This window comes from Pseudomonas sp. OVF7, from assembly GCF_030644265.1.
GTDB lineage: Bacteria > Pseudomonadota > Gammaproteobacteria > Pseudomonadales > Pseudomonadaceae > Aquipseudomonas > Aquipseudomonas gorinensis.
In genome coordinates this window covers 43,241-69,621 of sequence record NZ_CP128996.1, presented here as the reverse complement: position 1 = coordinate 69,621, position 26,381 = coordinate 43,241, and the positions used below count along the sequence as shown (strand labels likewise).

General features: G+C 54.9%; 22 protein-coding genes and 2 pseudogenes. 9 read left to right on the top strand and 15 right to left on the bottom strand.

The features are described from left to right. Positions 1-182: 182 nt before the first annotated feature. From QU606_RS00320 to QU606_RS00285, 8 genes are all read right to left on the bottom strand, one after another. Entirely contained in the window at positions 183-3,326 is a 3,144-nt protein-coding gene (locus tag QU606_RS00320) for an efflux RND transporter permease subunit (RefSeq protein ID WP_019821281.1), read from the bottom strand. Then, positions 3,323-4,807, bottom strand: a complete 1,485-nt coding sequence (locus tag QU606_RS00315) for an efflux RND transporter periplasmic adaptor subunit (RefSeq protein WP_019821283.1) — start codon at positions 4,805-4,807, stop codon at positions 3,323-3,325. The genes QU606_RS00320 and QU606_RS00315 overlap by 4 nt, the downstream gene beginning before the upstream one ends. Further along, positions 4,804-6,060 (bottom strand): TolC family protein, encoded by a 1,257-nt coding sequence (locus QU606_RS00310; RefSeq protein ID WP_019821285.1) that lies wholly within the window; start codon positions 6,058-6,060, stop codon positions 4,804-4,806. The genes QU606_RS00315 and QU606_RS00310 overlap by 4 nt, the downstream gene beginning before the upstream one ends. Positions 6,061-6,159: 99 nt before the next feature. Beyond that, on the bottom strand, positions 6,160-6,501 hold the full coding sequence (locus tag QU606_RS00305) for a hypothetical protein (RefSeq protein WP_019821287.1): 342 nt from the start codon (positions 6,499-6,501) through the stop codon (positions 6,160-6,162). A gap of 74 nt (positions 6,502-6,575) precedes the next feature. Beyond that, entirely contained in the window at positions 6,576-7,514 is a 939-nt protein-coding gene (gene copD / locus QU606_RS00300) for a copper homeostasis membrane protein CopD (protein WP_019821289.1), read from the bottom strand. Positions 7,515-7,517: 3 nt separating this feature from the next. Next, positions 7,518-7,901, bottom strand: a complete 384-nt coding sequence (copC, locus tag QU606_RS00295; protein ID WP_019821291.1) for a copper homeostasis periplasmic binding protein CopC — start codon at positions 7,899-7,901, stop codon at positions 7,518-7,520. A 368-nt stretch (positions 7,902-8,269) separates the two neighbouring features. Continuing rightward, positions 8,270-9,658, bottom strand: coding sequence for a heavy metal sensor histidine kinase (locus tag QU606_RS00290; protein WP_024078224.1), 1,389 nt, complete (start codon positions 9,656-9,658; stop codon positions 8,270-8,272). Then, the gene (locus QU606_RS00285) at positions 9,655-10,344 is read right to left on the bottom strand and encodes a heavy metal response regulator transcription factor (protein WP_024078225.1); all 690 of its coding nucleotides are present in this window, start codon (positions 10,342-10,344) and stop codon (positions 9,655-9,657) included. Before QU606_RS00285 ends, QU606_RS00290 begins: the two co-directional genes overlap by 4 nt. Positions 10,345-10,549: 205 nt before the next feature. On the opposite strand from QU606_RS00285, the gene QU606_RS00280 reads away from it, so the two are divergent. The 4 genes from QU606_RS00280 to QU606_RS00265 all read left to right on the top strand — a co-directional run bounded on the left by QU606_RS00280 (position 10,550) and on the right by QU606_RS00265 (position 14,309). Next, a complete protein-coding gene (locus tag QU606_RS00280) occupies positions 10,550-10,903 on the top strand; it encodes a co-regulatory protein PtrA N-terminal domain-containing protein (protein ID WP_024078227.1) in 354 nt (117 codons plus the stop codon). 164 nt (positions 10,904-11,067) lie between these two features. Beyond that, the gene (locus QU606_RS00275) at positions 11,068-11,604 is read left to right on the top strand and encodes a plastocyanin/azurin family copper-binding protein (RefSeq protein WP_024078228.1); all 537 of its coding nucleotides are present in this window, start codon (positions 11,068-11,070) and stop codon (positions 11,602-11,604) included. Between the two features lie 93 nt (positions 11,605-11,697). After that, positions 11,698-11,949, top strand: coding sequence for a DUF2933 domain-containing protein (locus QU606_RS00270; RefSeq protein WP_019821297.1), 252 nt, complete (start codon positions 11,698-11,700; stop codon positions 11,947-11,949). Positions 11,950-11,951: 2 nt separating this feature from the next. Then, positions 11,952-14,309, top strand: a complete 2,358-nt coding sequence (locus QU606_RS00265) for a heavy metal translocating P-type ATPase (protein ID WP_024078229.1) — start codon at positions 11,952-11,954, stop codon at positions 14,307-14,309. Positions 14,310-14,620: 311 nt separating this feature from the next. Here QU606_RS00265 and QU606_RS00260 read toward each other — a convergent pair whose 3' ends face one another. The 4 genes from QU606_RS00260 to QU606_RS00245 form a co-directional block, all read right to left on the bottom strand. Next, positions 14,621-16,102, bottom strand: a complete 1,482-nt coding sequence (locus QU606_RS00260) for a DUF2971 domain-containing protein (RefSeq protein ID WP_161952183.1) — start codon at positions 16,100-16,102, stop codon at positions 14,621-14,623. Positions 16,103-16,166: 64 nt separating this feature from the next. After that, positions 16,167-16,532 (bottom strand): histone-like nucleoid-structuring protein, MvaT/MvaU family, encoded by a 366-nt coding sequence (locus QU606_RS00255; protein ID WP_083375400.1) that lies wholly within the window; start codon positions 16,530-16,532, stop codon positions 16,167-16,169. A 1,134-nt stretch (positions 16,533-17,666) separates the two neighbouring features. Beyond that, positions 17,667-18,320, bottom strand: coding sequence for a hypothetical protein (locus QU606_RS00250; protein ID WP_024078232.1), 654 nt, complete (start codon positions 18,318-18,320; stop codon positions 17,667-17,669). Between the two features lie 12 nt (positions 18,321-18,332). Next, positions 18,333-19,070, bottom strand: a complete 738-nt coding sequence (locus QU606_RS00245; protein ID WP_024078233.1) for a HupE/UreJ family protein — start codon at positions 19,068-19,070, stop codon at positions 18,333-18,335. Between the two features lie 513 nt (positions 19,071-19,583). On the opposite strand from QU606_RS00245, the gene QU606_RS00240 reads away from it, so the two are divergent. The 5 genes from QU606_RS00240 to QU606_RS00220 are packed head-to-tail and all read left to right on the top strand — an operon-like array spanning position 19,584 to position 23,315. Then, positions 19,584-19,877, top strand: a complete 294-nt coding sequence (locus tag QU606_RS00240; protein ID WP_024078235.1) for a metal-sensing transcriptional repressor — start codon at positions 19,584-19,586, stop codon at positions 19,875-19,877. A gap of 7 nt (positions 19,878-19,884) precedes the next feature. Then, positions 19,885-21,033, top strand: coding sequence for a nickel/cobalt efflux protein RcnA (locus QU606_RS00235; protein WP_024078236.1), 1,149 nt, complete (start codon positions 19,885-19,887; stop codon positions 21,031-21,033). Further along, complete coding sequence (locus QU606_RS00230) at positions 21,034-21,471, top strand: YqaA family protein (RefSeq protein WP_024078237.1); 438 nt, start codon at positions 21,034-21,036, stop codon at positions 21,469-21,471. After that, complete coding sequence (locus tag QU606_RS00225; RefSeq protein WP_024078238.1) at positions 21,468-22,211, top strand: TraX family protein; 744 nt, start codon at positions 21,468-21,470, stop codon at positions 22,209-22,211. Before QU606_RS00230 ends, QU606_RS00225 begins: the two co-directional genes overlap by 4 nt. Positions 22,212-22,250: 39 nt before the next feature. Next, entirely contained in the window at positions 22,251-23,315 is a 1,065-nt protein-coding gene (locus QU606_RS00220) for an N-acetylmuramoyl-L-alanine amidase (protein WP_041161326.1), read from the top strand. A 130-nt stretch (positions 23,316-23,445) separates the two neighbouring features. Here QU606_RS00220 and QU606_RS00215 read toward each other — a convergent pair. The 3 genes and pseudogenes from QU606_RS00215 to QU606_RS00205 all read right to left on the bottom strand — a co-directional run. Next, positions 23,446-23,916 (bottom strand): annotated as a pseudogene (locus tag QU606_RS00215) (IS5 family transposase); the annotation flags it as partial. 59 nt (positions 23,917-23,975) lie between these two features. Next, on the bottom strand, positions 23,976-25,244 hold the full coding sequence (gene ltrA, locus QU606_RS00210; RefSeq protein ID WP_010466266.1) for a group II intron reverse transcriptase/maturase: 1,269 nt from the start codon (positions 25,242-25,244) through the stop codon (positions 23,976-23,978). 519 nt (positions 25,245-25,763) lie between these two features. Then, positions 25,764-26,276 (bottom strand): annotated as a pseudogene (locus QU606_RS00205) (IS5-like element ISPre1 family transposase); the annotation flags it as partial. Positions 26,277-26,381 lie beyond the last annotated feature (105 nt).

Below are 26,381 nucleotides of genomic sequence, written 5' to 3'. Positions count from 1 at the left end.
TTTCTGGCAAGTGCTGGTGGGTAATGGCACTGACCACAGCGTATGTATCGAAATTAGCGAGTTTATGCAAAAGACATAAACTTGCTAATTTCGATACATACCGCGCGTAGGACTGATGAGAACGGGCTGTGCAGCTCAAACGAGGCTGCAAGCGCAGCCCCTTTTGTATGCATTTTTACGCGTCAGTGCTTGCCAGGCTCAACGGACAAGTGTCGACGACGCATGAGGTGATAGGCCGCCGGGATCACAAACAGCGATAGCAAGGGCGCCGTAACCATACCTCCAATCATCGGGGCGGCAATGCGGCTCATCACCTCGCTGCCGGTACCGCTTCCCAAAAGTATTGGTAACAAACCAGCGATAACCACCGCAACGGTCATGGCCTTGGGTCGAACGCGCTGCACAGCGCCTTCACGAATCGCCGCAACCAGACCGCGCTCAGTGCGGTCGCCGACGTCTTCACGCTCGGCCCAGGCATTTTTCAGGTAGAGCAGCATGATCACGCCAAATTCGGCAGAAACGCCGGCCAGGGCGATGAAGCCGACCCCGGTGGCAACCGACAGGTTGAATCCCAACAGATAGAGAAACCATGCCCCGCCAGACAGTGCGAATGGCAAAGTGGCCATAATCAGCAGGGCCTCGTCAAAGCGTGCAAATGTCAGGTAAAGCAGCACGAAGATGATCAACAGCGTGGCAGGCACCACCAGTTTGAGTCGTGCGTTGGCCCTTTCGAGAAATTCGAACTGTCCTGAGTAACTCAGGCTCATGCCGGGCTGCAACTTGACCTGCTCGCTGACGACCCGGCGTAGATCGGCGACTACCGAGGCAATGTCCCGGCCACGCACGTCGATGTATACCCAACCAGAGGGCCGTGCATTCTCGCTCTTGAGCATCGGCGGGCCGTCGCTGACCTTGACCTTCGCCACCGTGCCGAGGGTGATCTGGCTCCCTAGCGGGGTGTAGATCGGCAATTGCTCCAAGGCACCGAGCGAGTCACGCCACTCCCGTGGATAACGCACGTTGATCGGGAAGCGTGCGAGCCCTTCAATGGTCTCGCCGACATTTTCACCGCCGATAGCGCCGGCCACGATGGACTGCACATCGTCGATATTCAGCCCGTAGCGGGCGGCGGCTTTGCGGTCGATATCCACATCGATATAGCGACCACCCGTCAGTCGCTCGGCCAGCGCAGAACTGACGCCGGGCACATCCTTGGCCACCCGCTCGACCGCCTGGGTAGCGGCATCAATCTCGGTCAGGTTGGTGCCGGCAACTTTCACCCCAATAGGACTCTTGATCCCCGTGGCCAGCATGTCGATTCGGTTGCGTATCGGTGGTATCCAGATATTGGTCAGCCCAGGAACTCGCACCACTCGATCCAGCTCTTCCACCAGTTTTTCCTGAGTCATACCTGGGCGCCATTGCTCCTGTGGCTTGAACTGGATGGTGGTTTCGAACATCTCCAACGGCGCCGGGTCGGTGGCAGTTTCAGCACGACCGGCTTTACCAAAGACATGTTCGACCTCCGGCACGGTCTTGATCAGGCGGTCGGTCTGTTGCAGCAGTTGCGCCGCTTTCTGCGCCGACAATCCCGGCAGAGCCGAAGGCATATAGAGCAGGTCGCCCTCGTCCAAAGGCGGAAGAAACTCGCCACCCAAGCGCGACATTGGCCATAGTGCGCTGATAAAAACCAGCAACGCGACCAGCAGCGTGATCTTCGGTCGTCGTAAGACTGCATCCAGAGCCGGCTGGTAGATCCGGATCAGCCACCGGTTCAACGGGTTCTGTTGTTCACTGGGAATTCGTCCCCGAATCCAGTAGCCCATCAACACCGGCACCAAGGTCACTGACAATCCCGCCGCTGCGGCCATGGCGTAGGTCTTGGTGAAAGCCAGCGGGCCGAATAGCCGCCCCTCTTGCGCTTGCAGGGTGAACACCGGAATGAACGATAGGGTAATGATCAACAAACAGAAGAACAGTGCTGGTCCAACTTCAGCCGCCGCTTCGGTCATCACGTGCCAATGACGTTCACCCTTCAGTTCCTCCCCCGGATTGGCCACGTGCCAGGCCTCAACCTTCTTGTGCGCGTTTTCAATCATCACCACGGCAGCGTCGACCATGGCACCGATGGCGATGGCAATTCCGCCTAGGGACATGATGTTGGCGTTGATCCCTTGATAGCGCATCACGATGAAGGCGATCAGCACCCCCACCGGCAGGGAGATGATTGCCACCAGAGATGAACGCAGGTGCCAGAGGAAGATGCCACACACCAACGCGACGACGATGAACTCTTCGAGCAGTTTGTGGCTGAGATTTTCCACCGCGCGGTCGATTAGTTTGCTGCGGTCGTAGGTGGTGACGATTTCCACCCCCGCCGGCAAGCTGCTTTTCAGTTCGTCGAGTTTGGCTTTGACCGCCGCAATGGTCTCCCGAGCATTCTTGCCGCTGCGCAAAATCACCACGCCACCGACGGTCTCGCCTTCACCGTCGAGTTCAGTAATGCCACGCCGCATTTCCGGTCCCAACTGAATGGTGGCGACATCGCCAAGGGTCACCGGCACACCGCCCGATCCCAGCTTGAGTGGGATCGCCCGAAAATCATTGAGCGTTTTCAAGTAGCCGGAAGCCCGCACAATGAACTCGGTCTCTGCCATCTCCAGGACGGCACCACCGGTTTCCTGATTGGCCTTGCCGATCGCGTCGGCCACCTCGGCCTGCGTGATACCGAAGCTGGCCAGTTTGAGCGGATCAAGCTGCACCTGGTACTGCTTGACCATGCCACCCACGGTGGCCACCTCGGCAACGTTGGGCAGAGTCTTGAGTTCGAACTTGAGGAACCAGTCCTGAAGTGCACGAAGTTGCGCCAGATCGTGTCCGCCATTGCGATCTACCAGCGCGTACTGGAAAATCCAGCCCACTCCTGTCGCATCCGGCCCCAACGCCGGTTTGGCGCTGGCCGGCAAGCGACTTTGTATTTGGCTCAGGTACTCCAACACCCGCGAGCGGGCCCAATACAAGTCAGTACCGTCTTCGAACAGCACATAGACAAAGCTGTCACCAAAGAAGGAGTAGCCGCGCACGGTCTTGGCGCCAGGCACCGAAAGCATGGTGGTGGCCAACGGATAGGTCACCTGGTTCTCGACGATCTGCGGTGCCTGTCCCGGATACGGGGTGCGGATGATCACCTGAACATCGGAGAGATCCGGCAGCGCATCGATGGGCGTGCTCTGCACCGACCAAATGCCCCAAGCCGTGACGAACAGTGTCGCCAGTAGCACCAGGAATCGGTTGGCCACTGACCAACGAATCAGGGCAGCAATCATAGCTGGCCCCCTGATTTCCCTAGACGCTCAACACGCAAGCCATCGTCGGTTTGACTCACTGCAATCCGGACCTTGTCGCCCGTTTTGAGGCCCTGCATCAGCGCCGGATTGGCGAGCGGGAACGTCATCGTCATGCCAGGCATGCCCAGCGTTTTGAAGGGGCCATGGGCGAGTGTGACTTCTTTGTCGTTGATCTCAACGATCTGCCCATCCGCCTCATGAAAACTGGAGGCTGCTGCGCTGGGTGGTGACTGTTCCTCTGAGTTTGCAACGATACCCTTGAGACTGGCCTCCGAGTCGAGCAGGAACTGGCCAGAGGTAACCACCTTCTGGCCCTCTTCCAGACCTTTCAAGATCGCCGTCTTGCCATCGTTTTCCTGCCCGATCAACACTTCAACAGGACGATAGCGGCCAGCGTCTTCAGCGAGCATCACCAGGGCACGTCGACCGGTGCGAATGACGGCCTCGCTCGGCACCCACAACACACTTTGCTCCGTTGAACGATTGAGGCTCACTCGTGCGGTCATACCCGGCCTGAGACGGCCTTCTGGGTTAGGTAACTCGACGCGGACGCGAAGGGTGCGGCTATCCGGATTGGTTTCCGGAAGAATCGCGCTGACGACGCCCTTGAGCACAACCCCAGGGAACGCGGGCAAACGCGCCTCTGCCGCTTGCCCCATGAGGATCGATCCAGATTCAGTCTCCGGAACGGCCAGGGCCAGCCAGACGCTACTCAAACCATTAACGCGTGCCAGTGTCTCGCCGGCGGCCACCGTCATACCCTCGCGCACATTGAGCTCTTGCAGCACACCACTAATAGGGCTGGTGAGGGTCAGGTTTGGTTGGACTTTGCCACTGCGCTCTACTTGAGCAATTGATGCCGCCGGCATCCCGGTGAGCCGCAAGCGCTGGCGAGCCGCTGCCAGCAAGCCCGCATCGCCACTGCGCTTGAGTGCGAGAAACTCCTCCTGAGCCGCAGCCCACTCAGGTACAAGGATATCCGCCATGGCGGCATTGGCTTTGATCACGTCGCCAGGAGCATGGGCATACACGCGCTCGACGAAACCCGCCGTACGGGCTTGAATGACGGCGACGTCCCGCTCGTTGAAAGCCAACACACCGACAACCTCCAGACTCGAAGCAAACACACCTCGACTGACGGTAGCCAGTCGCACACCGAGATTCTGAGTCAGGCTTGGATCAATGCGAACGGATGCGCTGTCCCCTTTGATGTCGGCGTACTGAGGGACCAACTGCATGTCCATGAAGGGCGACTTACCCGGCTTATCGAACTTTTGCTGCGGGGACATAGGGTCGTACCAATACAGTACTTTGCGTTCGTCCAGAGAGGGGAGGCTCTGCTCTGGGGCTGCACCAGGTACTTCGCTCATGCCCTGCTGAGCGAACCAGTAACCACCGGCAACACCCAATACCAGCGAGAGGCCTACCAGCAATGCCCCGTTCCACTTTCTAAGGTTCATTGGCTGGACTCCCCGTAGGCGAAATACAGGCGCGCGCTGGTCAGCGCTCGCTGCTCTTCCACATCAATCTGCTTGAGACGGGCTTCGATGAGCTCGCGGCGGGCGGCGACAACGGAGCTCAAATCGCCTTTGCCGGACCGATAGCTGGCCATGCTGAGCTCGACCTTTTCCTTGGCCAAGGGCAATAGGCTGTCCTGGGTTCGATGCACGGCACGATTCAGGCGTTCATAGTCGGCCAGCTCGTCCTCCAGTTGCTGGGTATGCTCGCGTGACAGCGCTTCGCGCTCAGCCTCAAGCTGGTTGAGTTCAGCGTGTTTGGCCGCAATCTTGGGGTTTTGCCGAGAATCAGGAAACAGTGGTAGATCCCAGGAAAGTTGCACGCTGACCATGTCGCCGAACTGTCGACCACGATGCTGATAGTCGACTTCCCAGCTCCAATCCGACTGTTTTTCCGCCTCGGCTTCACGGACCTTGGCTTGCGCTTCGCGGGTCATAGGCTCAAACGCTGCCAATTCTGGGTGATGTTGCAGCTTATGAGAGTAGCCAGAGGCTTCGACAGGCCATTCAGGCAAGCTGCCCACAGGTTTGTCGTTGGCGGCCGGGCCAATCCAGCGCTTCAGAGCCGCTCGGGCCTGCGCTCTCTGGCGAATCAGATCGTCCTGCTGCTCTTCCAGTTGTGCCGCTTCCTGTTTGGGCGTTACTGCATCAGCAGGTTGAGCGCGGCCGCCGGCAATTTGTGCACGGACGGTATCGGCCAGCAGACGGTTTTCTTTGTAGAAATCCTGGAACAGCGCGTCTTTACGCTCAACGGAGAAGCTGTTGATCCAGGCCAGCGCCGTGGCCTGACGAACCTTTAGACGTTCGACCCGGCGCTCAGCTGCGGCGCGGTTAATGGCTGCATCAGCGACCTCGATGCGGGCTTTGCGCTTGGCACTGTTGGGCATCTCCTGACTGACTCCGACCATTTGCATAGTCATGAAGTCCTGATCGATGCTCCAGCGATCCGGACCGCCAATGGGGTAGTTCTGTACGCCTAGCAGCAACTTGGGATCGGGTAGTTCACCAGCGGGGATGGCCGCACTACTGGCAGCCTGAATTTTCGCGTCTTGTGCAGTCAGCGACGGCGCATTGTTTTCAGCCAGCTGCAAAGCTTCATCGAGTGTCAATGCGGCAGCGAGACTCGGCAATGCCAGTACGCTTGCCGCCAGGCCGGCCACGAGGGACCACCCTGTGCAATAGCACTTGGAGTTCATGTTCACGATTCCTGTGATGATCCACTGCGCGCTTCATCAGACATGCACGCAGATATGCCATCCCGCTAACGCGGAATGAGGCTGAGTGTGGTACAGGAATCAAGTGCGGGGCGGTCGCCATACCCCTGACGGGGTTTGTACTGGATGGGAATCTAGGGAGAAGGACAGTACGAGGGGGCTGGATAAGGTGATAGGAGGCTTGATGATGGAGACTTGCAGCATGCCACCAGTCTTGCACTCCTGGCCTGGCTTACAGGGTTTGCCGTGCTCGGTGGGACTTTTCATGTCATGGCAGCAGTCTTGACCCATGCCGTCCATCATCGCCATGCCCATGGTTTTCATGGGGCAGGGCTCAGTCGGCGCCTGAACACCCGCCATCCCGCTGAGGGGGAGCGCCAGGCTAATCAGGAAAATCAGGCAAAACCGTAGGTAGCGTTTCATGGGCTGGAGTGTAGCCGGTGGAAATGGCCCTTACAATTCACCTTCTAGACTCCTTAGTCGGCTGTCACCAACCTCTATTCCGCGCTCATTTCCATTTCCGGACTTAAAGTGCCTAACCATGCGACAAGACAAATTATGACGACTGCCATTAAAAACTCGAGTGTCATGCTGCGGCGCAAGGCATTGACTGCGGCAGAGTATTCTCCATTTCGAACTGACCGCTCCAATACCGGACTTAGGTGAAAGCGGTTCAGCGTGGCTAAAACGATCATCCCAGCAAAGAGCAATATTTTCAAAAACAGCAGCTGGCCATAAGTACTGAGCATCACTTCATCGAGGTGTGGGCCAACGATAAACAGGTAATTTACTACGCCCGTAACGCTTATGATCGCAACAATCACTCCGCCGGCCGACTCAAAACCAGTCAGTACCCGTGCAAGAATTTGAGCTTCTTGTTCGCCCTTTAGCGATTTCAACCGCAGCAGTAGAGCGAATGCCAATAGAGCGCCCAACCAGCCACCTGCGGCTAATAGGTGGAAAATGTCGGTGATGAAATGCCAGTAGCGTCGACTGCCCTCATCCATGGCGCCGTGCCCTGTCCATGCCAACGTCGCCAACGCAATCGCTCCGCATACAGTGACGATCCAGAGACTGGGTGTTGGAAATCGCTTGTTCAACGCGACGCCAATAATTGCCATCACCAAGGCAGCTATTCGGACCATCCAGGTCAACCCGACGTCAGTCCCCATAAGGACCATTTCAAAAATATGACGATGTAGCTCCATAAGCTCCGACACACCGCTCATTGCTTTCGCAAGCAACAACATCGCGGCAAGGGACAGAGCTACACCTGCAACGGAAGTACCGTAAAGAAGCGACTCAAAATTCAAGACCGTGCCCGATACTCTTTCCTTTCCCCTGAGGCTGTACAAGCCGAAAATTGCCAATCCGAATAACAGCATCAGGTCGAAATAAAGAGCAAAGCGAACCACAATATTTATTGAGTCGCTCATAAATCATTTCACTTTAAATGAGAAGTTGCCGGTGATCGGGTGAGTGTCCGAGGAGACAGCACGCCATTCGACTTTGTAGGTACCGGTGGTCAAAGGTGCTGCCGGTGTAATCACCATCGTTTTCGGATCACCGCCACCAGCGACGGCGGCCTTAACACCCATTGGGGAGTTCGGCATGCCAGGCATATCGGTCATGATTAGTTTTGCACCGGAAAACTGAGTGGTGAGATTCTCAGAAAAGTGCAGTTCAATTTTCGAAGGGGCCGCCGCATTCGAGCCTTCTGCCGGAGTGGAAGAAAGGAGCTTTGGATGTGCTTGAGCAACTGCACTCAGAAGCAAACCAGCGGTAAGTGCAACAGCTACGGTCGTAGTTTTAAGGAATGACATGCAAGACTCCTCACAGCAAGAGCTGTTGATTCGAGGTTTGTTTGGAATATCTAATTTTTACTTTTCGATTCTTGTTAAAACCACTGATGATTAGCTAGTAGCCTCCGTGTTCTAGGTCAGGTTGAACACGAGAAACTCACTAGGCCCCAACGTCACAGTGCAAGAACACGATGCCACACGAACGCAAACTGTTCGATTACATTTCAGTCAGCTTGACGCGGTGTTTGGCCTCGAATTGGCGGGCGTAGCGAGACTTAAAGACGAGACCGCGTGCCCCAGATACTAGGGTTTTCACTCATTCAAAAATAACGAAAGTGGACGCTGGGCGCAGGCTGAGAGATCGCCGTTGATCACAAATACGCCGTTGTTCAGCTGACCTCCAAGTCAACACTAGGAAACTCTAGATGAAAGGCCGTTTTCCCGTCACATGACGTACACCAGATTTTGCCATCATGCGCCTCAATAATTGATCGGGTAATCGACAGACCTAGCCCTGCGTTGCTTGGACTCCCTTCTCGCCGCGCTGGGTCCACGCGATAAAAACGATCGAAAAGCTTTTCAAGATGTTCGGGGGCAATGGGTTCTCCGTGGTTCTCCACGACGACCAATACCGACATCTCCTTCTGGAGGATTTCGACACTGATCGTCTTCCCTTCAGAGGTGTAGCGAAGCGCGTTAGAGAGCAGGTTAGAAATGGCTCTGTGGAGCATAAGGACATCGCCTCGGACGCTGCCCCTTCCTGAAACCTTGAGTTGAATCCCTCGCTCATCAGCCAAAAGGCGGTAGTACTCAAGCAATTTTTCCACTACTTCCACGAGGTCTATTGGTTTGTTCTCGTGTGTGATCAGACCGTTGTCAGATTTCGCCAGAAAAAGCATGTCATCAATCATCCGACTCATACGCTTCAAGTCATCAAGATTTGAGTACAGGTTGTCTTCGTAGTCCTCAATATTCCTTTTTCTTGAAAGCACCACTTCGGTGTGGGTCATCAAGTTGCTCACGGGGGTCCGTAGTTCGTGGGCAATGTCTGCGGAAAAGTTCGATAACCGGACAAATGCATCGTCGAGCCTGGACAACATTGCGTTAAACGACAGCACCATTTGCTGAAGCTCTTTGGGAACGGGTGCTAAGGGGATGCGCTCTTTGAGTGATTTTGCTGACATTGAGGCAGCGACCCGCGTGACCTGGCGAATGGGCCGCATGCCACTGCTTGCTACCATCCAGCCGAGTGCAGCACTGACCAATGCGCTGATCACCAACCCTATCCAAAACCATCGTTCAAGCGTCTCGAAAAAGGACATATGCTGAGTAACGTCAAAGATCAAAATGACTGTCAACGGCTTGTCTTGCCCCGTCACAACGGCTTGTGCCGTCACTCCACGGAACATCTGCCCTTGCTCCCGCCACTCCCAGACGTTGTTGTTTGTGGTTGTGCGGAACTCCTTCGGAATATCTACCGGACCGGGATCAGCAAACAGCAGCTTGCCGTCACCATCGATTATTAGGGCAGTCAAATCACGGTGAGCCCCCAGCAGCGCCTCCAGCTCAGGCTTAAATTCGCTGAGTTGATCGATGCTGTTCAACCCGGACAAAATTCTCTGGGTCGAGTGGAGCTTTTCGTTCAATGCCTGCTGATCCAGCATCTTAAAGTGATGCCGACTGAGGTTATTGAAACTGAGTCCGGCGACCGTAAGCACGGCCGTTACCGCGAGCATGAACATCAGACTCATACGGGTCGTCAGGGACATTCGGTTCATTCCGACTCCGAATCAGGCGCGTCGAGCATGTAACCCATCCCCCTAGAGGTATGAATCAACTTGACCTCAAAGTCGTCATCTATCTTGGCCCTCAACCTTCTCACTGCAACCTCGATAACGTTGGTATCGCTGTCGAAGTTCATATCCCAAACCTGGGAGGCGATAAGTGACTTTGGCAGCACCTCCCCTCGACGTCGTAGCAACAGCTCAAGCAACGCAAACTCTTTGGCCGTAAGGTCTATGCGTTTACCTCCACGAATGGCCCGACGCTTGAGCAGGTCCACCTCCAGATCAGCCAGTTTCATATAGGTTTGCGAGGGAGCGCCGTTACCCCGACGCAGCAACGTTCTGACGCGAGCCAACAGTTCAGAAAATGCGAAGGGTTTGATCAGGTAATCATCTGCACCGAGTTCAAGTCCTTTCACTCGATCTTCAACGCGATCTCGCGCCGTGAGGAAGAGCACGGGAACATCTTTTCCGGATGCACGAACCTTCTGAAGTACTTCCCAGCCATCCAGCCCAGGCATCATGACGTCTAGAATCAGCAGGTCATAGGCCTCGCTCAAAGCGTGCTGTAGCGCCACCTTGCCATTGGTAAAGCGATCCACATTGAACCCCGCCTCCGTGAGTCCTTGCTGCAAATAGATACCTATTTTGGGTTCGTCTTCAGCAACCAGAAGTCTCATGAGGGTGGCTCTCGGATAATGATGAAGCGCAGTCTGCAACGAAACACGCCAGCCAACCAGCAACTGACAGAAAAGTAATATTGGCTTCAGGTAGATGTCAGCGAGCGCTGTCTAGGGTTCAAGCATGAGTACTTCCTGGTGCTCGACCGACTCTTCAGCATGAAACGTTAGGGAGCCGGAAAACAATTCCATAAGGAGTTGCCCCATGAATCGCCTGAAAATGCTGTTTTTTGTGAGCTCGATACTCGTCTCAGCTTCTGTATGGGCTGAAAGTGGCGGAGACCGGGTGATAGAGCGTATGGAAGGCCTGCGCGACAGGGCTGAAGCCGTACTGATCCAAGCTGAAAAAGCCCCTGAAGGACAGCGTCATGTCCACATGGCCGAGCATATGAAAATGCTCGGCGACATCATGAGCCAACTCCATAAAGATCATCCAGACGCCTCAATGTCACCCCAGCAGCACCTGGCCTGGATGGAAAAGCACGACAAAATTGTCGACGACGTTTTGAGTCAAATGCAACGCGAGCACAAGCTGATGCTGTCAGAGAACCATCAGTAAGCAACTCCCTGAAAAGAGCTTTTTGAACAGTCCTGTTAAATGCGGCGTCATCTGGACGCCGTATTTATTTCGAAAACTGACAGAAATGTAGTGTTCAGGTCAGTTAACTGGCAGCTCCGCATCATTAGCATAGCCAGTGTTTCCCACTTACTCTCGAGGTCACCATGAAAGCTAAGCTCGTTACCCCTGTCATCGCAGCAATCACTCTACTCTTCGGTGCTACGGCTATGGCCAGCGCAGGGCATGGGAAAGAGGACATCGGCCAGCCTGGAGTCGCCTCTGAGGTTACCCGTACGGTGGAGGTCGAGATGGGCGATATTTTCTTCAAACCTGAAAGCATCGACGTAAAGCCTGGTGAAACTATTCGATTTGTCCTTCGCAATGAGGGTTCGCTGCTGCACGAGTTCAACATCGGCAAAGCTGCTGCTCACGCAGCACACCAAAAAGAAATGGCAAGCATGTTCCAGAACGGAACGCTTAACCCCACAGGTACCGGGAAAACGATGAGCGGTATGGGCCACAGCATGGGTGGAATGAAGATGGTCGGAATGGAGCACAACGACCCGAACAGCGTCCTGATTGAGCCTGGCGCAACCAAAGAGCTGATCTGGACCTTCAACAACAGCACTGGGCTTCAGTTTGGCTGCAACGTGCCGGGGCATTATCAGTCAGGGATGGTCGGTCAGTTTGACCTGAAATAAGCCAGAGCTGGCTGCTAACACCGCTTCGACGCAAGAGTTGGCTACGCTCTGTCGCAGAGATCACAGCAATGCTCACACAGTGGGGTTTAGATCATGAATAACCATCAGCATCCGGATGGAAACACCACCGCACCATTTTGGAGGCGCAAAACAGGCGTTGTACTAATCATGCTCATTGCGATTGGTGCCTTTTACGTTTTGCGGGAGCATTTCAGCCACGTTTATCCATTTTGGCCTTATCTGATTCTGTTGATCTGTCCATTGATGCACTTTTTTGGACATGGACATGGCGGACATAGCCATGGCGATCAGGCAGCAACCCACAAGGACGAAAAAGGGGAATAGCCATGCCTACCATATCGAGCCACCACGACCACAGTCACGCCCATGCTGCTCCGCTCAATGACGATGATCTACGTGACCCGGTGTGCGGAATGGCAGTCACTTCATCAAGTAAGTTTGGTGAGTCTTATCAGGGACAGACATATCAATTTTGTAGCCTGAAATGCCAGGAGAAGTTTCGAGCTGATCCTGAACGCTACAGCGGTAATGTTTCGAGCGCCGAATCCCGCGTCACCTCTTCAGAGTCTGCGGTACAAACAGGCACTGAGTTTACCTGTCCGATGCACCCGGAAATACGCCAGCCCGGACCCGGCAACTGCCCTAAATGTGGCATGACATTAGAGCCGGTCATGCCCACGCTCGATGAAGAAGAAAATCCTGAACTCCGGGATTTCGCCCGCCGCTTTTGGTGGTCGCTGCCATTAACCGTGATAGTGACAGTGCTCGCCATGGCGGGACACTCGTTACAACTCCTCCATGGCTCGATCCAAAACTGGATCGAGCTAGCTCTGGCGACACCGGTGACCTTATGGGCAGGTTGGCCCTTTTTTGTAAGGGGCATAGCCTCTATTAGAAATCGCAGTCCAAACATGTGGACTCTGATTGGTTTGGGTACCGCCGCAGCCTACCTTTACAGCGTCATGGCAACGCTCTTACCCCAAAGCTTTCCCGCCACCTTCATGCAAGATGGACGTATCGGCGTCTACTTCGAAGCCGCCGCGGTCATCATCTCGCTCACCTTGCTTGGGCAGATTCTTGAGCTCAAAGCCCGATCGCAAACCTCCGCCGCCATTAAGTCCCTTCTCGGTCTATCGCCCAAGACCGCACGCCGGATCAATGCCGATGGACAGGAAGAAGACATTCCTCACACACATGTCCACCTTGGAGACCATCTGCGGGTCAGGCCTGGTGAAAAGGTGCCAGTTGATGGCTCAGTACTGGAAGGTGAAAGTGCGGTGGATGAGTCCATGCTCACTGGCGAGCCAGTGCCGGTAATGAAGAGAGCTGGAGATAGCCTGATCGGTGCCACGCTGAATACACATGGCAGCTTGGTAATGGAGGCGCAGAAGGTCGGCGCCGAGACCATGCTGTCACAAATCGTACAGATGGTCGCTCGGGCTCAGCGCTCCAAAGCACCAATGCAACGAATGGCCGACTCTATTGCTGGCTACTTTGTGATGGGTGTTATCGCGATTGCGATACTGACATTTGTCGGCTGGGGGCTTTTTGGCCCTGAGCCCAGTTGGGTGTTTGGTCTGATCAACGCTGTCGCCGTGCTGATCATCGCTTGTCCCTGTGCGTTGGGTCTTGCTACGCCCATGTCGATCATGGTTTCGACAGGTAAAGCAGCCAGCATGGGTGTGCTGTTCAGGGATGCCAGTGCCATCGAAAACCTTTGCAAGATCGACACGCTGATTGTCGATAAGACAGGCACCCTGACAGAGGGTCGGCCAGTGTTTCACAGCGTGGAGGCCACACCAAGTTTCAATCCCCACGATGTTCTTCAGCTGGCTGCCAGCCTTGATCAGGGCAGCGAACATCCCTTGGCTCATGCAATCGTCGATCACGCCCGAACCGAGAACATTAAGCTCACCAAGCCAGAATCCTTTGAGTCTGGTTCAGGTATCGGGGTCAGTGGCATCGTCGATGGCAAGAAGATCCAGCTGGGGAACACCGCGTTGATGGAAGCCGCAGGCGTGAACACCAAGCCCCTACAAGTGCGTGCAGAGTTGTTGCGTCTTGACGGCATCAGTATCATCTACCTCGCAATCGACGGGGTATTGGCAGGGTTACTGGCAGTATCAGATCCAATTAAGCCGACCTCCAAAGAAGCAGTCACCAAGCTCAAGGCTGATGACATCAAAATCATCATGGCTACTGGCGACGGGCTCACCACCGCTCGGGCTGTCGCCAGGGAGATGGGGATTGAAGAAGTCCACGGTGAAGTGAAACCTCAGGACAAAGAGCGTCTGGTCGCAGACCTCCAGCAATACGGCCGGAAGGTCGCCATGGCTGGTGACGGTATCAACGATGCACCGGCCCTGGCGCGAGCAGATGTGGGCATTGCCATGGGGACAGGGACTGACGTTGCGATGAATAGTGCGCAACTCACGCTGGTAAAAGGCGACCTGATGGGGATTTTACGAGCAAGGGCACTTTCGGTCGCAACAGTAAAAAACATGCGGCAAAACTTGGGTTTCGCCTTTCTTTACAACTCGATGGGTATTCCCCTTGCCGCAGGCTTGCTCTATCCACTGACGGGACACCTCCTGTCGCCAATGATCGCTGCCATAGCCATGAGCGTCAGTTCTGCATCTGTAGTTTTCAATGCATTGAGACTGAGGAATACCCGAATTGACTGAGCTTCAATTGCGAAATTGCAGCGCAATTGACCATGCGTTTGCATACGACCTGACCAGTCATTTGCATTTGACTGACCACCGATTGCAGAGGATTGGACCACCCAGACATCAAAGCTGAGAGGCTCATAACGACGCAAAGGAGACATTACGATCGTTGGCGGGAAGATCGCTGTTCCAATGGTTAGAGCGTGCACCCTCTACTCTTATGACCGCACAGCGATAGGCGCCGATTACAACCGTCGATAAATACTCGGCAGTGGCCGGCCCCGATGCCTGATTCCAACTTGCGGAAGAAGTGGAGAATCTGCGAGCTAGCTTTCAGCTGATGAATCGCCAGGCTCAGTAGAGCCACCATTTATATCAGCATCGTGTATTGAAACAGGTAATAAGCCATGTTGGATACTTTTCGTTTCCGGATCGTAATAGGCCTGGTAGAACTGAAACTCTTCACGGCCTTCACGTTCACAGTGGGCCTTGATAATCCTAATAGCTTTGAGTTTGTACTCCAACGGCGTCTTGATCCCAAAAATGACGCCCTCCAAGCTTGAAAACCGATACTTCAAAACTCGATGCTTTTTATCTGTGATGTCCATGCCGGAATTAAGAACCAAGCGGTACTCTTTTTCGGACTCCCACTGAGGAAGCTTTGAGGTCAAAGCGAAATCAAGGTTATTCCAGTGCCTCTCTCGCAGATCACTGGAATCAGTTTTGTACCACTCGCTAGTGGTACTCAGATTTCCTTGGCCATCGTTGTACCAGAAGCCACCTAATGCCTCGTTTGGGACGTTGCCTAATGATCTGAAGAAATCTATTTCCGAGTGTTCTCGATCGTAGAAAACTTCCTTGAACTGCATATTCTGGAAGCCATAAATGATGCCGCTATGACCAAGACCTATCGGCTTATTCATTTCAAGAGATAGTGCTTGGTCTTCACCTGAGACCCTATATTTCAGGCAGATGCCTTTGTGATTGTCTCCGTAGCTACCCCAGATGGCGGAGTTATTACACTCCTTCATAAAGCAGGCTACATACCATTTCGGGTGCATTAGCTGGTCGATTTGATCTAGATATCGAGGAGCAAATGCCGTTATTAGGTCATACACACCGTAATGATCATTGATCCATACGTGCGCAGCCTTGATGGAGAACGCCGAGGTTGTGACAGCAATCTGCCTGTATGACTCAAAATCACGATGCTGGCCATCATCTGCTTCGATATTTGATATTATCTTCAGATGAAAGTCACTGTCCCCTAGTGGGTCTCCAGGATTCTCAGGATGATGTGCACCGGTTAACTCGTACTTGTAACTTACTGAAAGTACGATTGTTAAGAAGCGCGTATGCAGAGAACTGAGGTAGAGCAACAACTGTGGCTTGTAGTGTTTTCTCTCGGCTTTAGAGAGTGCCTTGATGTACCCCTGAAATATCTCACTACTTTGGAGCAGGTAATCCATTTCCTGGAAAGCAAAGAGGTACACACCCCGGAGATTAGCAGGATACTGGCCAATTGGGAGCTCATTAGGAAGTGGCACGCCGCTCATTACCGCGTCATCAATCTCCCAGCTTCGAAGCGCTAGTATCAATAGGTAATGCCTAAAGAAATTCGCCCAGACGATTTCATCACCCGCCCAGTAGATTTCCTTGTACCCCTCTAGAGGATCGTTCAATTGCTCAGGCGGTGCGAAGTAAATCTCAAGCTTCTCAAGCTCACCGGGCACAGCCTCCTTGGTCTCGGTGGCGTCTTTTCCGAGCAGACGATCCGCTGTCCTGAACCTGTAGAGATGTCGATCCATGATTACCCCGCATGTGGCTACGAAAAAGGGCCCCACCGGGCCCTCATTTGTACTCAAACCGATCTTACTGAGTGCGCCAGGACTCAACAATGTCCGCGCCGAATTCAGTTTTCCATTCCTTGAGCTGGCGATGGTTCCCGCCCTTGGTCTCGATCAACTCGCCCGAATTTGGGTTTTGGTAGATCTTGACGTCACGTGCTTTGCGGACACTTTTCGGGGCAGCGGTAGTAGAAGCACGGCTTGCTGCCTGGGGATCGAGGAGAGCGATGACGTTGCGGAGGCTATAACCGTACTCGGCAAGCAAAGCCCGCAGCTTAGTTTCGAATTCAACTTCTTTTTTCAGGCCTTCGTCGCCTTTCATGGCTTCAAGGGCAGCGAGTTGTTCGGCCAAGTGTTTTCCGAGTTGACGGAACTCAGCAAGACGGGACATGAGATGACCTTTATAAAATGATTGAGCAGTATACGAATTGACAAATCTAGCGCAACAACTGAGATCTTAGAAATATCAGGATTAATCGCTATCCCCATGTGATCCGCTTAGCGACCAACCTGGCACGTAAATTATGCTCTTTGAGGCTTTTTCGATTGGTGTAGTGTGTTCGTCGAGAATCACGCTGTCCCTCTCGATTTTCCGTGGCCGGAAGGTGCTTTACTAAGCCAAATCCAATTTGTACAAACATTGGCGTCTTAACTTTCGGCTTTCGGACTTTGGGAGCTTTCGGTTTTTTGATCCGGTGTTCAGATCCTACCGACGTCTGAGGGGGAACATAAGGCGCAAATTGTGGGTATAGATCCTCAAAAAGCTGAACCTGCGCGGATACTGGAGTTACCCTAGTTACCCCGACCTCACCGGACTTGCGCCTAAAGTGATCGTCAGACGAATTCATTCTAGCTACAAAGTCCAGAATCGTCCCCCGAAGAGACCGCCCTGTCACAATGCGACGATGAATTCGTTTCCAGCCATCTTTCAGATTTCCCCTGGTCACGTCCCACTGCTCTGGTGACGAGAACCCCAGCTGTTTCGCGAACTCTATGTAATCTGGTGGTAAATCGTTTGCCATGTCCTTAGCCTCCGATTTTACAAGCATCGATGATGGCATAGAAGAATCAAGGGATGCTATACCAGTTCTGTCGAGAGCCTATCCGTTAGGTAATTGCACAGACTTGCCCAGCCATTTGCATTCGATTTGACCAGTAATTTGCTTCGGATTTGACCTGCAGGCTTCGTGGCCATGACCGGCAGAGGACGACCCAAAGCAGTCATTTGTTTGCGGGATATAGGCTAGAACTTTTCGTCATGCAGAAAAACGAGGCCGCAATCGCGGCCTTGTTTTTTTAGAGTGTTACTCGTGCGAATGTCCGTGCTCAGCGCTCTCGGAGGTTGTGCCTTTCTCACCACCGCCGCATGCCGTCATCAAGCCCAGGAAGCAGAACAGCAGCACAGAACGAATCAGAGTGGTTGGGGATTTCATGGGAATACTCTTCAAAAGTGGATGAAATAAATGGTCTGTGGTCAGGCTGAAGTCCGCGTTTTCGGCAGTAGGACAGCCGTCTCTGTGTCGGATTACTGTTTGACGTTCAGGTAATCACCACTCGTCTTCAACGAAATGGTCACGTCGTTATTGCTGCGATTACGCCAAAACCAACCATGGGTGCCGTCAAAAATGGCGGTGAATTCGCCTTTATTACTTTTGACCTGCTTGCCCTTGTTGTAGCTGTGGAAGTAACCCTTTTCACCGTTGTAGGGCTCGCCATGGGTGTCGTAGTTCACAAGCCCACCAGCCGCTGTCCATTCATAACTCACAGTCTTGTTCTTCAGCACTTCCAGTTTGATCTCTGTCCCTTCACCTGGTTTGAGCGTGACGGTCATTTGATTCGTCTTCATGGCTGGGGTCGGTGCCGACGCTGATTGGGCCACAGGTATTGCAGCAGGTTGGATTTGCGCAATCTGCGGAGCTGGAGCTGGAGCTGAACTAGGAGCTAATGCTTGCGGCGGCGCTGTATCCGCCAACGCCTCTTGGGCAAGGATGATCTTCAATTCGCCCATTTGGGTCAGACCCAGTGCGCGGCCCACACCCGTAGGATCAACGGCGTATTCCGAAGGCATGACAACGGTCATCAGCAGGCCAATAGCAGTCAGCAGTGCAATGACAGTCGAACGAACCAGTTTGCGAGTGCTGGGCAATTCATTAACAGTTGGAAGCGGAGTATTGAACATGGTCAGAATTCCTTAGGCGGAGATAAACAGGCCGGTGATCTGGTAACCCATCAGCAGGAAACCGGCACTCATCATGGCGACGTTGGCGGTATAGGCGTGGCGCCAGAAACTGGCGGTGCGCCGCCAATACCCCATCAGAATGAGAATCGCACTAAGGGCCAGCAACTGGCCGATCTCGACGCCGACGTTGAACGCAAGCAAGTTGGGGATCAGCCCGTCGGGCGAGATCTCGTACTCCTGGATTTTGGTGGCCAGGCCGAAACCATGGAGCAGGCCGAAAATCAGCGTGGCCACTTTGGTATTGGGTTGGAAACCGAACCAGCGCTGGAACGCGCCCAAGTTATCGAGTGCCTTGTACACCACCGAAAAACCGATGATGGCGTCGATGATGTACGAGCTGATGCTGATCTCGGTCAGCACGCCCAGCAGCAACGTCACCGAGTGGCCTACCGCGAACAGTGTGACGTAGAGCCCCACATCCTTCAGGCGGTAAAGGAAGAAGATCACCCCGAACAGAAACAGCAGGTGATCGTAGCCCGTCATCATGTGCTTGGCGCCCATGTAGATGAAGGGCAGCAACATGACGCCGGAACTTTCCTGGATAAAGCCCTTGTCACCTTCCGCGACGGCGTGAGCCATCGCCTCGGGCATCCCGAGGAAAAGTGCAGCGACAAGTAAAAACAACAGCAGTAGCGGGCGGTGCGATGGCGCAGTGAATGCGCCCACGCCGCTCATCGAGTGCGAATGCATGGATAAATCCTACGTTGGAGGGATCAAAGGCCGCTGCGCGGCCATGGTCAGGATGCGAACGAAGGACGGGGTGGACGCTTGATCAAGAATATCGGCGGAGGGGGAACTGCATATTGCGGGGCATCAACCCGCACCGATAGCTTGGGTTGTTCGGCCAAAATCAACAGTGAAGTGAGCTGCGGTGTTTCGTGCTGATGGTCAGGGGTCAGCGGGGAGTGATAGTGATCCGAGCAGCTCGCACACGACATCTCAGTCAGCTCTTCATGAGAGTGATGGGCGTCTTGCGCAACCTCCCAAGCAGGCTGTTTCGACGTCACTGACAACGTATAGGTATGCCCGGCCCAGGCCACAAACATGGCGAGGACAAGCGCGAATACCACCGTTGTTGTCAGTGTTCTGCTGAACATCGTGATCGGGCTTCAACTCGTTTTTCAGGGCTTTGATGCGTTTGACCGCATCCCCTAAGGGGGGATAGGATGCCAGCGTAATTCATTAAGGCCCGAGGCTCAAGTCATGAGTGAAAACGAACACAGCCATCCCCACACTCACCAAAGTCACGAGGCGATCATCAAGCGTCTCAAACGGGCGGACGGCCATTTACGCGGCATCATCACCATGATTGAAGAGGGGCGTCAGTGCGTGGACATCGCTCAGCAGCTGCATGCGGTCGAAAAAGCCGTATGTCAAGCGAAGCGCACGCTCATCCAGGATCACATTGATCACTGTCTGGAGGACACAGTCTCAGCCTTGAACAATGGCGAGCGCGCACCGTTGGAAGCCTTCAAACAAATCACCAAGTACCTCTAGGTCTGACATGCCCAACTTTGCTGAACTGCTGCAACAGGGCGGTACACACGCCTGGCTGTATTTCCCGAGCGCTATCTTGCTCGGTGCCTTGCATGGCCTGGAACCGGGCCATTCAAAAACCATGATGGCCGCTTTCATCGTGGCCATTCGTGGTTCGGTTAAACAGGCCGTTTTGTTGGGTCTGGCCGCGACGCTGTCGCACACCGCCGTGGTGTGGTTGGTCGCCATCGGCGGCATGTACCTGGGCAAAGGTCTGGACGCTCAAACCACTGAGCCGTACTTCCAGCTTGCGTCCTCTGCACTGATCATCGTAGTTGCTCTTTGGATGCTGTGGCGTACCTGGCGCGGTGAGCAGATGTTCAAGTTCGAGCAAGGTGATGACCACCACCACGGTGAGCATGACCATGGCCATCATGATGAAACCCATCGAATCGATACCGGCCACGGGCGCATCGAACTGTCGATTTTTGAAGTAGGTATGCCACCGCATTGGCGCCTGAAAACATTGACCGGACACGCTTGGGCTACATCGGATGTTCGCCTAATGACGACTCGTCCGGACGGCAGCACTCAATCGTTCTCTTTCGTCGAGCGCGAAGGCTTTCTGGAGTCGGCAGTCGATATCCCGGAGCCTCATGAGTTCAGTGCGCGCTTGAGTCTTGGGCATGCGGGCCACTCCCATGATTACGATCTGGCGTTCCAGGAGCATGATCACGGGCACGCGCATTCCGAACTGGAAGGTCTGGAGTTGTCAATTGATGGCTATCAGGATGCGCATGAACGCGCACATGCCAACGATATCCGTAAGCGCTTCACGAATCGTGAGGTGACCACGGGCCAGATCGTCATGTTCGGTTTGACGGGTGGTTTGATTCCTTGTCCGGCTGCCATCACCGTTCTGTTGCTGTGTCTTCAGGTTAAAGAAGTCGCGCTGGGAGGCATACTCGTCCTGTGCTTCAGCATCGGCTTGGCGATCACCTTGGTGGCGGTGGGAGCTGCTGCGGCTATTGGTGCTAAACAGGCTTCCAACCGCTGGCCGTGGCTGGGCACCGTGGCTCGTCGTGCACCGTACCTGTCCAGCGTGTTGATAATCGGTGTTGGTCTGTACGTAGGCTTCCATGGTTGGATCGGCTTGAGCGCCCAAGGCGTCGTTTAAGTGTTCGAACTCGCCAGCTATTTTGGTCTATTTCTGGCGGCATTCGGTGCCGCCACGTTATTGCCCATGCAGTCTGAAGCTGTGTTGGTCGGGATGTTGCTCTCCAACCAATACGTTGCTTCTGCGCTATTGGCGGTCGCCACCTTCGGCAACGTTCTTGGCTCTGCGCTGAACTGGATTCTGGGTCGCTCTATCGAGCGATTTCGCTACAAGCGATGGTTCCCGGTGAGCGAGAGCAAGCTCGAAAAGGCCCAGCAGTCTTACCTGCGCTACGGGCGCTGGTCGTTGCTGCTGAGCTGGGTGCCCATCATTGGCGATCCGCTGACGGTCGTCGCCGGAGTCATGCGCGAGCCATTCTGGAGTTTCCTGCTGATCGTCACCATGGCCAAGGGCGTGCGTTATCTCTTGCTGACCGCCGTCACACTGGGGTGGACATGACGACTGCTCATACAACCCAGCATTCCTCACTCAAGAGCCGAAGCAGTAGCCTGGATCTGATCAAGTGGCTGGCGATGCTGACCATGGTCATCGATCACTTGCGGTTGGTGTGGCCGGAGATGAGCAATCTGTTCATTCTGGGGCGGCTTTCCTTTCCGCTGTTCTGTGTCGCCATTGCTGCCAACGTGGCGCGCTCCAAACCGGGCGAATTACTGACTGCCGCGAATGGACGCTACCTCGCCTTGATGCTGGTGTTCGCCGCCATTTCAGAAGTGCCTTATCGCTATATCAGCACCTCGGGATCATTCAACGTGTTGGTTACCCTGGCATTGGGGCTGGTGATTGCCTGGGGATGGCAACATCGCACCTTGTTGAGCAGCGCTATGGCCTTGATGGCTGCCGCGATTGCCTACGTGCTGGATGACCCGTTGATGTACGGGCTATACGGCGCGCTCGTTCCTGCGGCTGTCTTGTTAGCGATCAAGAGGCCCGGTGCTCTTTGGTTGCTGCCAGCAGTTCTATGCCTGTTGAGCAACACCCGCAGTAGCATCGTGACCAGGGCTATGGATCTTGAAATTCACTCATTGCTGGCCTTGAGCACTGCATTTGCCGCTCCGCTGATCGGACTCTGGCTGCTGCATCAGAAGTTCACCTTCAACGTCTGGCCGGTGCGGCAATGGGGCTACTGGTTTTATCCGGGACACCTTGCCGCTCTGCAAGCTCTACGGTTCTTAATCTGAATGGCAGAGAAAGGACTCTCCCCAAAAACGGTAAACGAGATGCACAGACGTTCATTACTCAATCTATTTTTGGCCGGTTTTGCCTTTGCTTTACCTTTGGGCTTACAAGCCGCACAAGTCCTAAATGTTCGGCTATGGAACACCGACGACAAGCTTCGGCTGGTGCTAGACCTAAGTGGTCCAGCACAGTACAAGACCTTCTCCCTGACGGCGCCGGATCGGTTGATTCTCGATCTGATGGGAACCAGCCTTGCCTTTGATTTGAGCAAACTGCAACTGGGTAACATGCCAATCCGCGCTATACGTTCAGGGCCTCAAGGTACAGGAACGCGGATTGTCCTGGACCTGATAGGTCCCGTGCAGTTGAATACCTTCATGCTGGCACCTGAACAGGCACAGGGGCATCGCTTAGTGCTGGATATTTCCAACTCGGCATCCCCGGCAATACAGCCGGCTGCACCGCAGGTTGTGCTTAATGATTCGGCTCATCCAAAGCGCGACATCATCGTCGTGGTAGACCCAGGGCATGGCGGTAAAGACCCTGGAGCAGTCGGGGCCAATGGCGAGCGGGAAAAAGATGTGGTGCTGTCAATTGCTCGGCAGTTGGCCAAACGGATCGAGCGGGAAAAGGGGTTTACCGTGCGACTCGTACGCGACAGCGATGTTTACGTACCGTTACGCAAGCGGGTGGAGATTGCTCGCCAACACAATGCCGATATCTTCATTTCCATACACGCGGACGCCGCGCCTCGGCGCACGGCCTCCGGAGCGTCGATCTATGCGCTATCGGAAGGTGGAGCCACGTCCACTACTGCGCGCTGGCTCGCGCAGAAGGAGAACGGCGCCGAGTTACTCGGTACGACCAAAAGCCTCGCACTCAAAGATAAGGACCCCATGCTGGCAGGAGTGATTCTCGACATGTCGATGAGCGCTACAGTCGCAACGAGCCTGGAACTGGGCCACTCCGTACTGAGAAGTTTGGCGGGCATCACCACTTTGCACCAGAAGCGTGTGGAGCAGGCGGGCTTTGCCGTACTTAAGTCGCCAGACGTACCGTCAATCCTGGTTGAAACTGGATTCATCTCTAAGGATGGTCTGAAGTAGTTGTGTATTTCTGGCTGACTTCAGCCCCTGCCGATTTTAAAAGCGGCAAATCGATCAAAAACGCTCAGATCACCCGCTTATTTCTGTGTTTTTAGCCGCCGCGAGCACCTCGCGGCAGCCATTTTCCACATTACAGGCGCACCTCTCCTGCATTCGCCAGTAAATGTCGGCGCGCCATCCACAGGTTCGACAGCGCGAACAGCGTCATCAGTTGCGCCGTGTTCTTCGCCAGACCACGGAAGCGCACCTTCACATAACCGAACTGGCGCTTGATCACCCGGAACGGATGCTCGACCTTGGCTCGTACCTGAGCCTTGGCCTTCTCAATCTTGCGCTTGGCTTTGTACAAAGCACTGCGCTTATCAAGCTTCTTGTAAGTACTACGGCGGGCGGCGATCTGCCAGATGACCCCCCGGCCTTCATGTTCAGGGCGTTTCTCGACGCCGGTGTAACCCGCGTCGGCACCGACCATGTTCTCATCGCCGTGCAGCAGCTTATCGACCTGGGTGACATCGGCCACGTTGGCCGCCGTGCCCACCACGCTGTGCACCAAGCCCGACTCATCATCGACACCGATGTGCGCCTTCATGCCGAAGTGGTGAGTCGGCCGCGGGAACTGCCCCCGCAGCCGCTCGCAGAACCGTACGTGACACTCTCGCGTCATACGGCTCCCGTTATCCAACCTTGCTGCCCGGTCACTCGCCAGTGATGAAACAGCCGGGGTACCACAGTCCGCATCTTGTCCAGCCATTGGCTAATGCGCCGCTTGCGCCTATGAAGAGCCTTGTATTTTCGTCGGGCCCAGCGTTCAAGCGCGCGGTCAATGTGCTGGAAGATGCCAAGCATGGCTGTCCGATAGAACGAGCCATAGTATTGCGACCACCCCTGTATCACTGGATTGTAGAGCCGAGCCACGTCGACCAGCGTCACGTGGGTTTGGCGATTGAGTCGCCACCTGCGTACCGCTTGCCGCATCCGCTTTAAGGCATCCGCACTCGCTCCCGGAAGGAAGCTCGTGAAGAGCTGGTCTTGTTTGCTGAGCGCCTTCCTCGGCCTAAAGGTGAAGCCGAGGAAGGTAAAGCTCACATGCGGATAACCTGCGCGACGGTTACTGTCCTTGCAGTACACGACCTTCGATTTCTCGGGGTGCATCGTCAAGCCACAGGCAGCCAGCCGTGAAGCAATGGAGCGCATCACGTACTCCGCTTGCTTTCGACTGCGGCAGTGCACCACCGCATCATCGGCGTAGCGGGCAAACGGGCAGTTGGGGCTGGTACGTTGCATCCAGGTGTCGAAGGCATAGTGCATGAACAGATTCATCAGGAGGGGACTGATCACTCCACCTTGCGGGGTGCCGCGTTCGCGTCGGACGCGCATACCGTGATCCGTTTCGAACGGCGCAACCAGCCACCGCTCGATGTACAGAAGTATCCAGTCCTCCTTGATGTGCAGGCGCACCGCCTTCATCAGCAACCCATGATTGATCTGATCGAAGGCTGCCTTGATATCAAACTCCACCACCCAGTCGTATCGCCAGCAGCGCTCACGCGTGATCGCCACCGCCTGCTTCGCTGATCGTCCCGGCCGGTACCCATAGGAGTCCGAGTGGAAGATCGAGTCCAGCTCCGGCTCGATGAGAAGCTTGACCACGGTTTGCGCGACACGATCACCAACCGTGGGCACTCCCAGCTTGCGCGTGCCTCCCGATGCCTTGGGAATTTCTACTTGCTTGACCGGAGGCGGGAAGTACGACCCCGACGACATCCGATTCCACAGCTTGTAGAGATTCTTAGACAGATCCCGCTCGAAATCGGCGATGGTTTCATCGTCGATGCCGGCAGCACCGCGGTTGGCCCTGACCTGCTGGTAGGCGTCCCATACCGTGCGTTTCGCTATGTCATAAGGTTTCGCCGAGCTCACGCCACTCATCCCCGGAGGTTGGCAACGCTCGTCGGCCGGATAACGCCGCCCCTTCGCTCCACCTCCATTACAGAGGCTTCATCGCTACTACGGGAGGCTCCGCCCCTCGTTCCAGCATCGGTATTCTTCCTCATGGTGTTGGCCATTTGTCATTTTCCTTCGCATCTGGAACAAGGTTCTCACGTTCCGTACCAAAGCCTGTATGAAGATCATGCCGCCTATACACCGGCTGCCATCGGGTCCGTAAGCAGGTAACGCCCCGACTTGTCCTGAAGCCAGTACTCCACCTCAGTTTCGGCAGCACCTTGGGCATAACGATGCGTCATCGGACGGTTTGCTTTCGCTCATCTTCTCCATACTCACCTGCCATCCTCAGGGATGACTTTTCCTCGGTCGCTCACCACCACACCTTTTGGATGCAGCAGCACCGGGTGGTTTGAAGTCCGCTCCTGCAAGCCGACTTCGGAAGGCCTACTTCCATCTTCGGCACAGCAGCACAGGTCATCTGACCTGTGTTCGTGACACACAGTACTGGTTACCCTTCTTGGTCTGATGCATTTCCGGGTCGCGCTTACCGTCCTTGTTCTTGGTCGAACTCGGCGCATTGATCAGCGTGGCATCGACGATCGTGCCTTGGCGCAGCGACAGCCCTCGGTCGCCCAGATAGCCATTGATGACAGCCAAGATGCCGGCGGCTAGTTCGTGCTTCTCCAGCAAACGACGGAAGTTGAGGATGGTGGTTTCATCGGGGATACGCTCCAAGCTCAGCCCCGCGAACTGGCGCAGGATGGTGGTCTCGTACAGCGCCTCTTCCATCGCTGGATCGCTGTAACCGAACCAGTTTTGCATCAGGTGCACGCGCAGCATCGCCATCAGCGGATAGGCCGGACGACCGCCTTCACCCTTGGGATAATGCGGCTCGATCAAGGCAATCAAACCCTTCCACGGCACCACCCGATCCATCTCGATCAGGAACAACTCTTTGCGGGTTTGTTTGCGCTTACCGGCGTACTCGGCGTCGGCGAAGGTCATCTGCTTCATCGGGAAACTCGGTGGGTGGAATCCGGGTATTTTGCCAAAATCTGGAAGTCTTCTTCAGATGGTATGGACGCCTCCCCCCGGCAGCGGGCCGACCGCAGCACCTCT

What these genes read in the sequence shown, in the direction of transcription:
- QU606_RS00280 (WP_024078227.1), top strand. Translation starts at nt 10,550, where the DNA reads ATGAATCGCCTGAAAATGCTGTTTTTTGTGAGCTCGATACTCGTCTCA.
- QU606_RS00220 (WP_041161326.1), top strand. Translation starts at nt 22,251, where the DNA reads ATGCACAGACGTTCATTACTCAATCTATTTTTGGCCGGTTTTGCCTTT.
- QU606_RS00305 (WP_019821287.1), bottom strand. Translation starts at nt 6,501, where the DNA reads ATGAAACGCTACCTACGGTTTTGCCTGATTTTCCTGATTAGCCTGGCG.
- QU606_RS00225 (WP_024078238.1), top strand. Translation starts at nt 21,468, where the DNA reads ATGACGACTGCTCATACAACCCAGCATTCCTCACTCAAGAGCCGAAGC.
- QU606_RS00320 (WP_019821281.1), bottom strand. Translation starts at nt 3,326, where the DNA reads ATGATTGCTGCCCTGATTCGTTGGTCAGTGGCCAACCGATTCCTGGTG.
- QU606_RS00245 (WP_024078233.1), bottom strand. Translation starts at nt 19,070, where the DNA reads ATGCATTCGCACTCGATGAGCGGCGTGGGCGCATTCACTGCGCCATCG.
- QU606_RS00310 (WP_019821285.1), bottom strand. Translation starts at nt 6,060, where the DNA reads ATGAACTCCAAGTGCTATTGCACAGGGTGGTCCCTCGTGGCCGGCCTG.
- QU606_RS00235 (WP_024078236.1), top strand. Translation starts at nt 19,885, where the DNA reads ATGCCCAACTTTGCTGAACTGCTGCAACAGGGCGGTACACACGCCTGG.
- QU606_RS00315 (WP_019821283.1), bottom strand. Translation starts at nt 4,807, where the DNA reads ATGAACCTTAGAAAGTGGAACGGGGCATTGCTGGTAGGCCTCTCGCTG.
- QU606_RS00290 (WP_024078224.1), bottom strand. Translation starts at nt 9,658, where the DNA reads ATGAACCGAATGTCCCTGACGACCCGTATGAGTCTGATGTTCATGCTC.
- QU606_RS00255 (WP_083375400.1), bottom strand. Translation starts at nt 16,532, where the DNA reads ATGTCCCGTCTTGCTGAGTTCCGTCAACTCGGAAAACACTTGGCCGAA.
- QU606_RS00265 (WP_024078229.1), top strand. Translation starts at nt 11,952, where the DNA reads ATGCCTACCATATCGAGCCACCACGACCACAGTCACGCCCATGCTGCT.
- QU606_RS00270 (WP_019821297.1), top strand. Translation starts at nt 11,698, where the DNA reads ATGAATAACCATCAGCATCCGGATGGAAACACCACCGCACCATTTTGG.
- copD (WP_019821289.1), bottom strand. Translation starts at nt 7,514, where the DNA reads ATGAGCGACTCAATAAATATTGTGGTTCGCTTTGCTCTTTATTTCGAC.
- ltrA (WP_010466266.1), bottom strand. Translation starts at nt 25,244, where the DNA reads ATGAGTGGCGTGAGCTCGGCGAAACCTTATGACATAGCGAAACGCACG.
- QU606_RS00275 (WP_024078228.1), top strand. Translation starts at nt 11,068, where the DNA reads ATGAAAGCTAAGCTCGTTACCCCTGTCATCGCAGCAATCACTCTACTC.
- QU606_RS00285 (WP_024078225.1), bottom strand. Translation starts at nt 10,344, where the DNA reads ATGAGACTTCTGGTTGCTGAAGACGAACCCAAAATAGGTATCTATTTG.
- QU606_RS00240 (WP_024078235.1), top strand. Translation starts at nt 19,584, where the DNA reads ATGAGTGAAAACGAACACAGCCATCCCCACACTCACCAAAGTCACGAG.
- QU606_RS00250 (WP_024078232.1), bottom strand. Translation starts at nt 18,320, where the DNA reads ATGTTCAATACTCCGCTTCCAACTGTTAATGAATTGCCCAGCACTCGC.
- QU606_RS00260 (WP_161952183.1), bottom strand. Translation starts at nt 16,102, where the DNA reads ATGGATCGACATCTCTACAGGTTCAGGACAGCGGATCGTCTGCTCGGA.
- copC (WP_019821291.1), bottom strand. Translation starts at nt 7,901, where the DNA reads ATGTCATTCCTTAAAACTACGACCGTAGCTGTTGCACTTACCGCTGGT.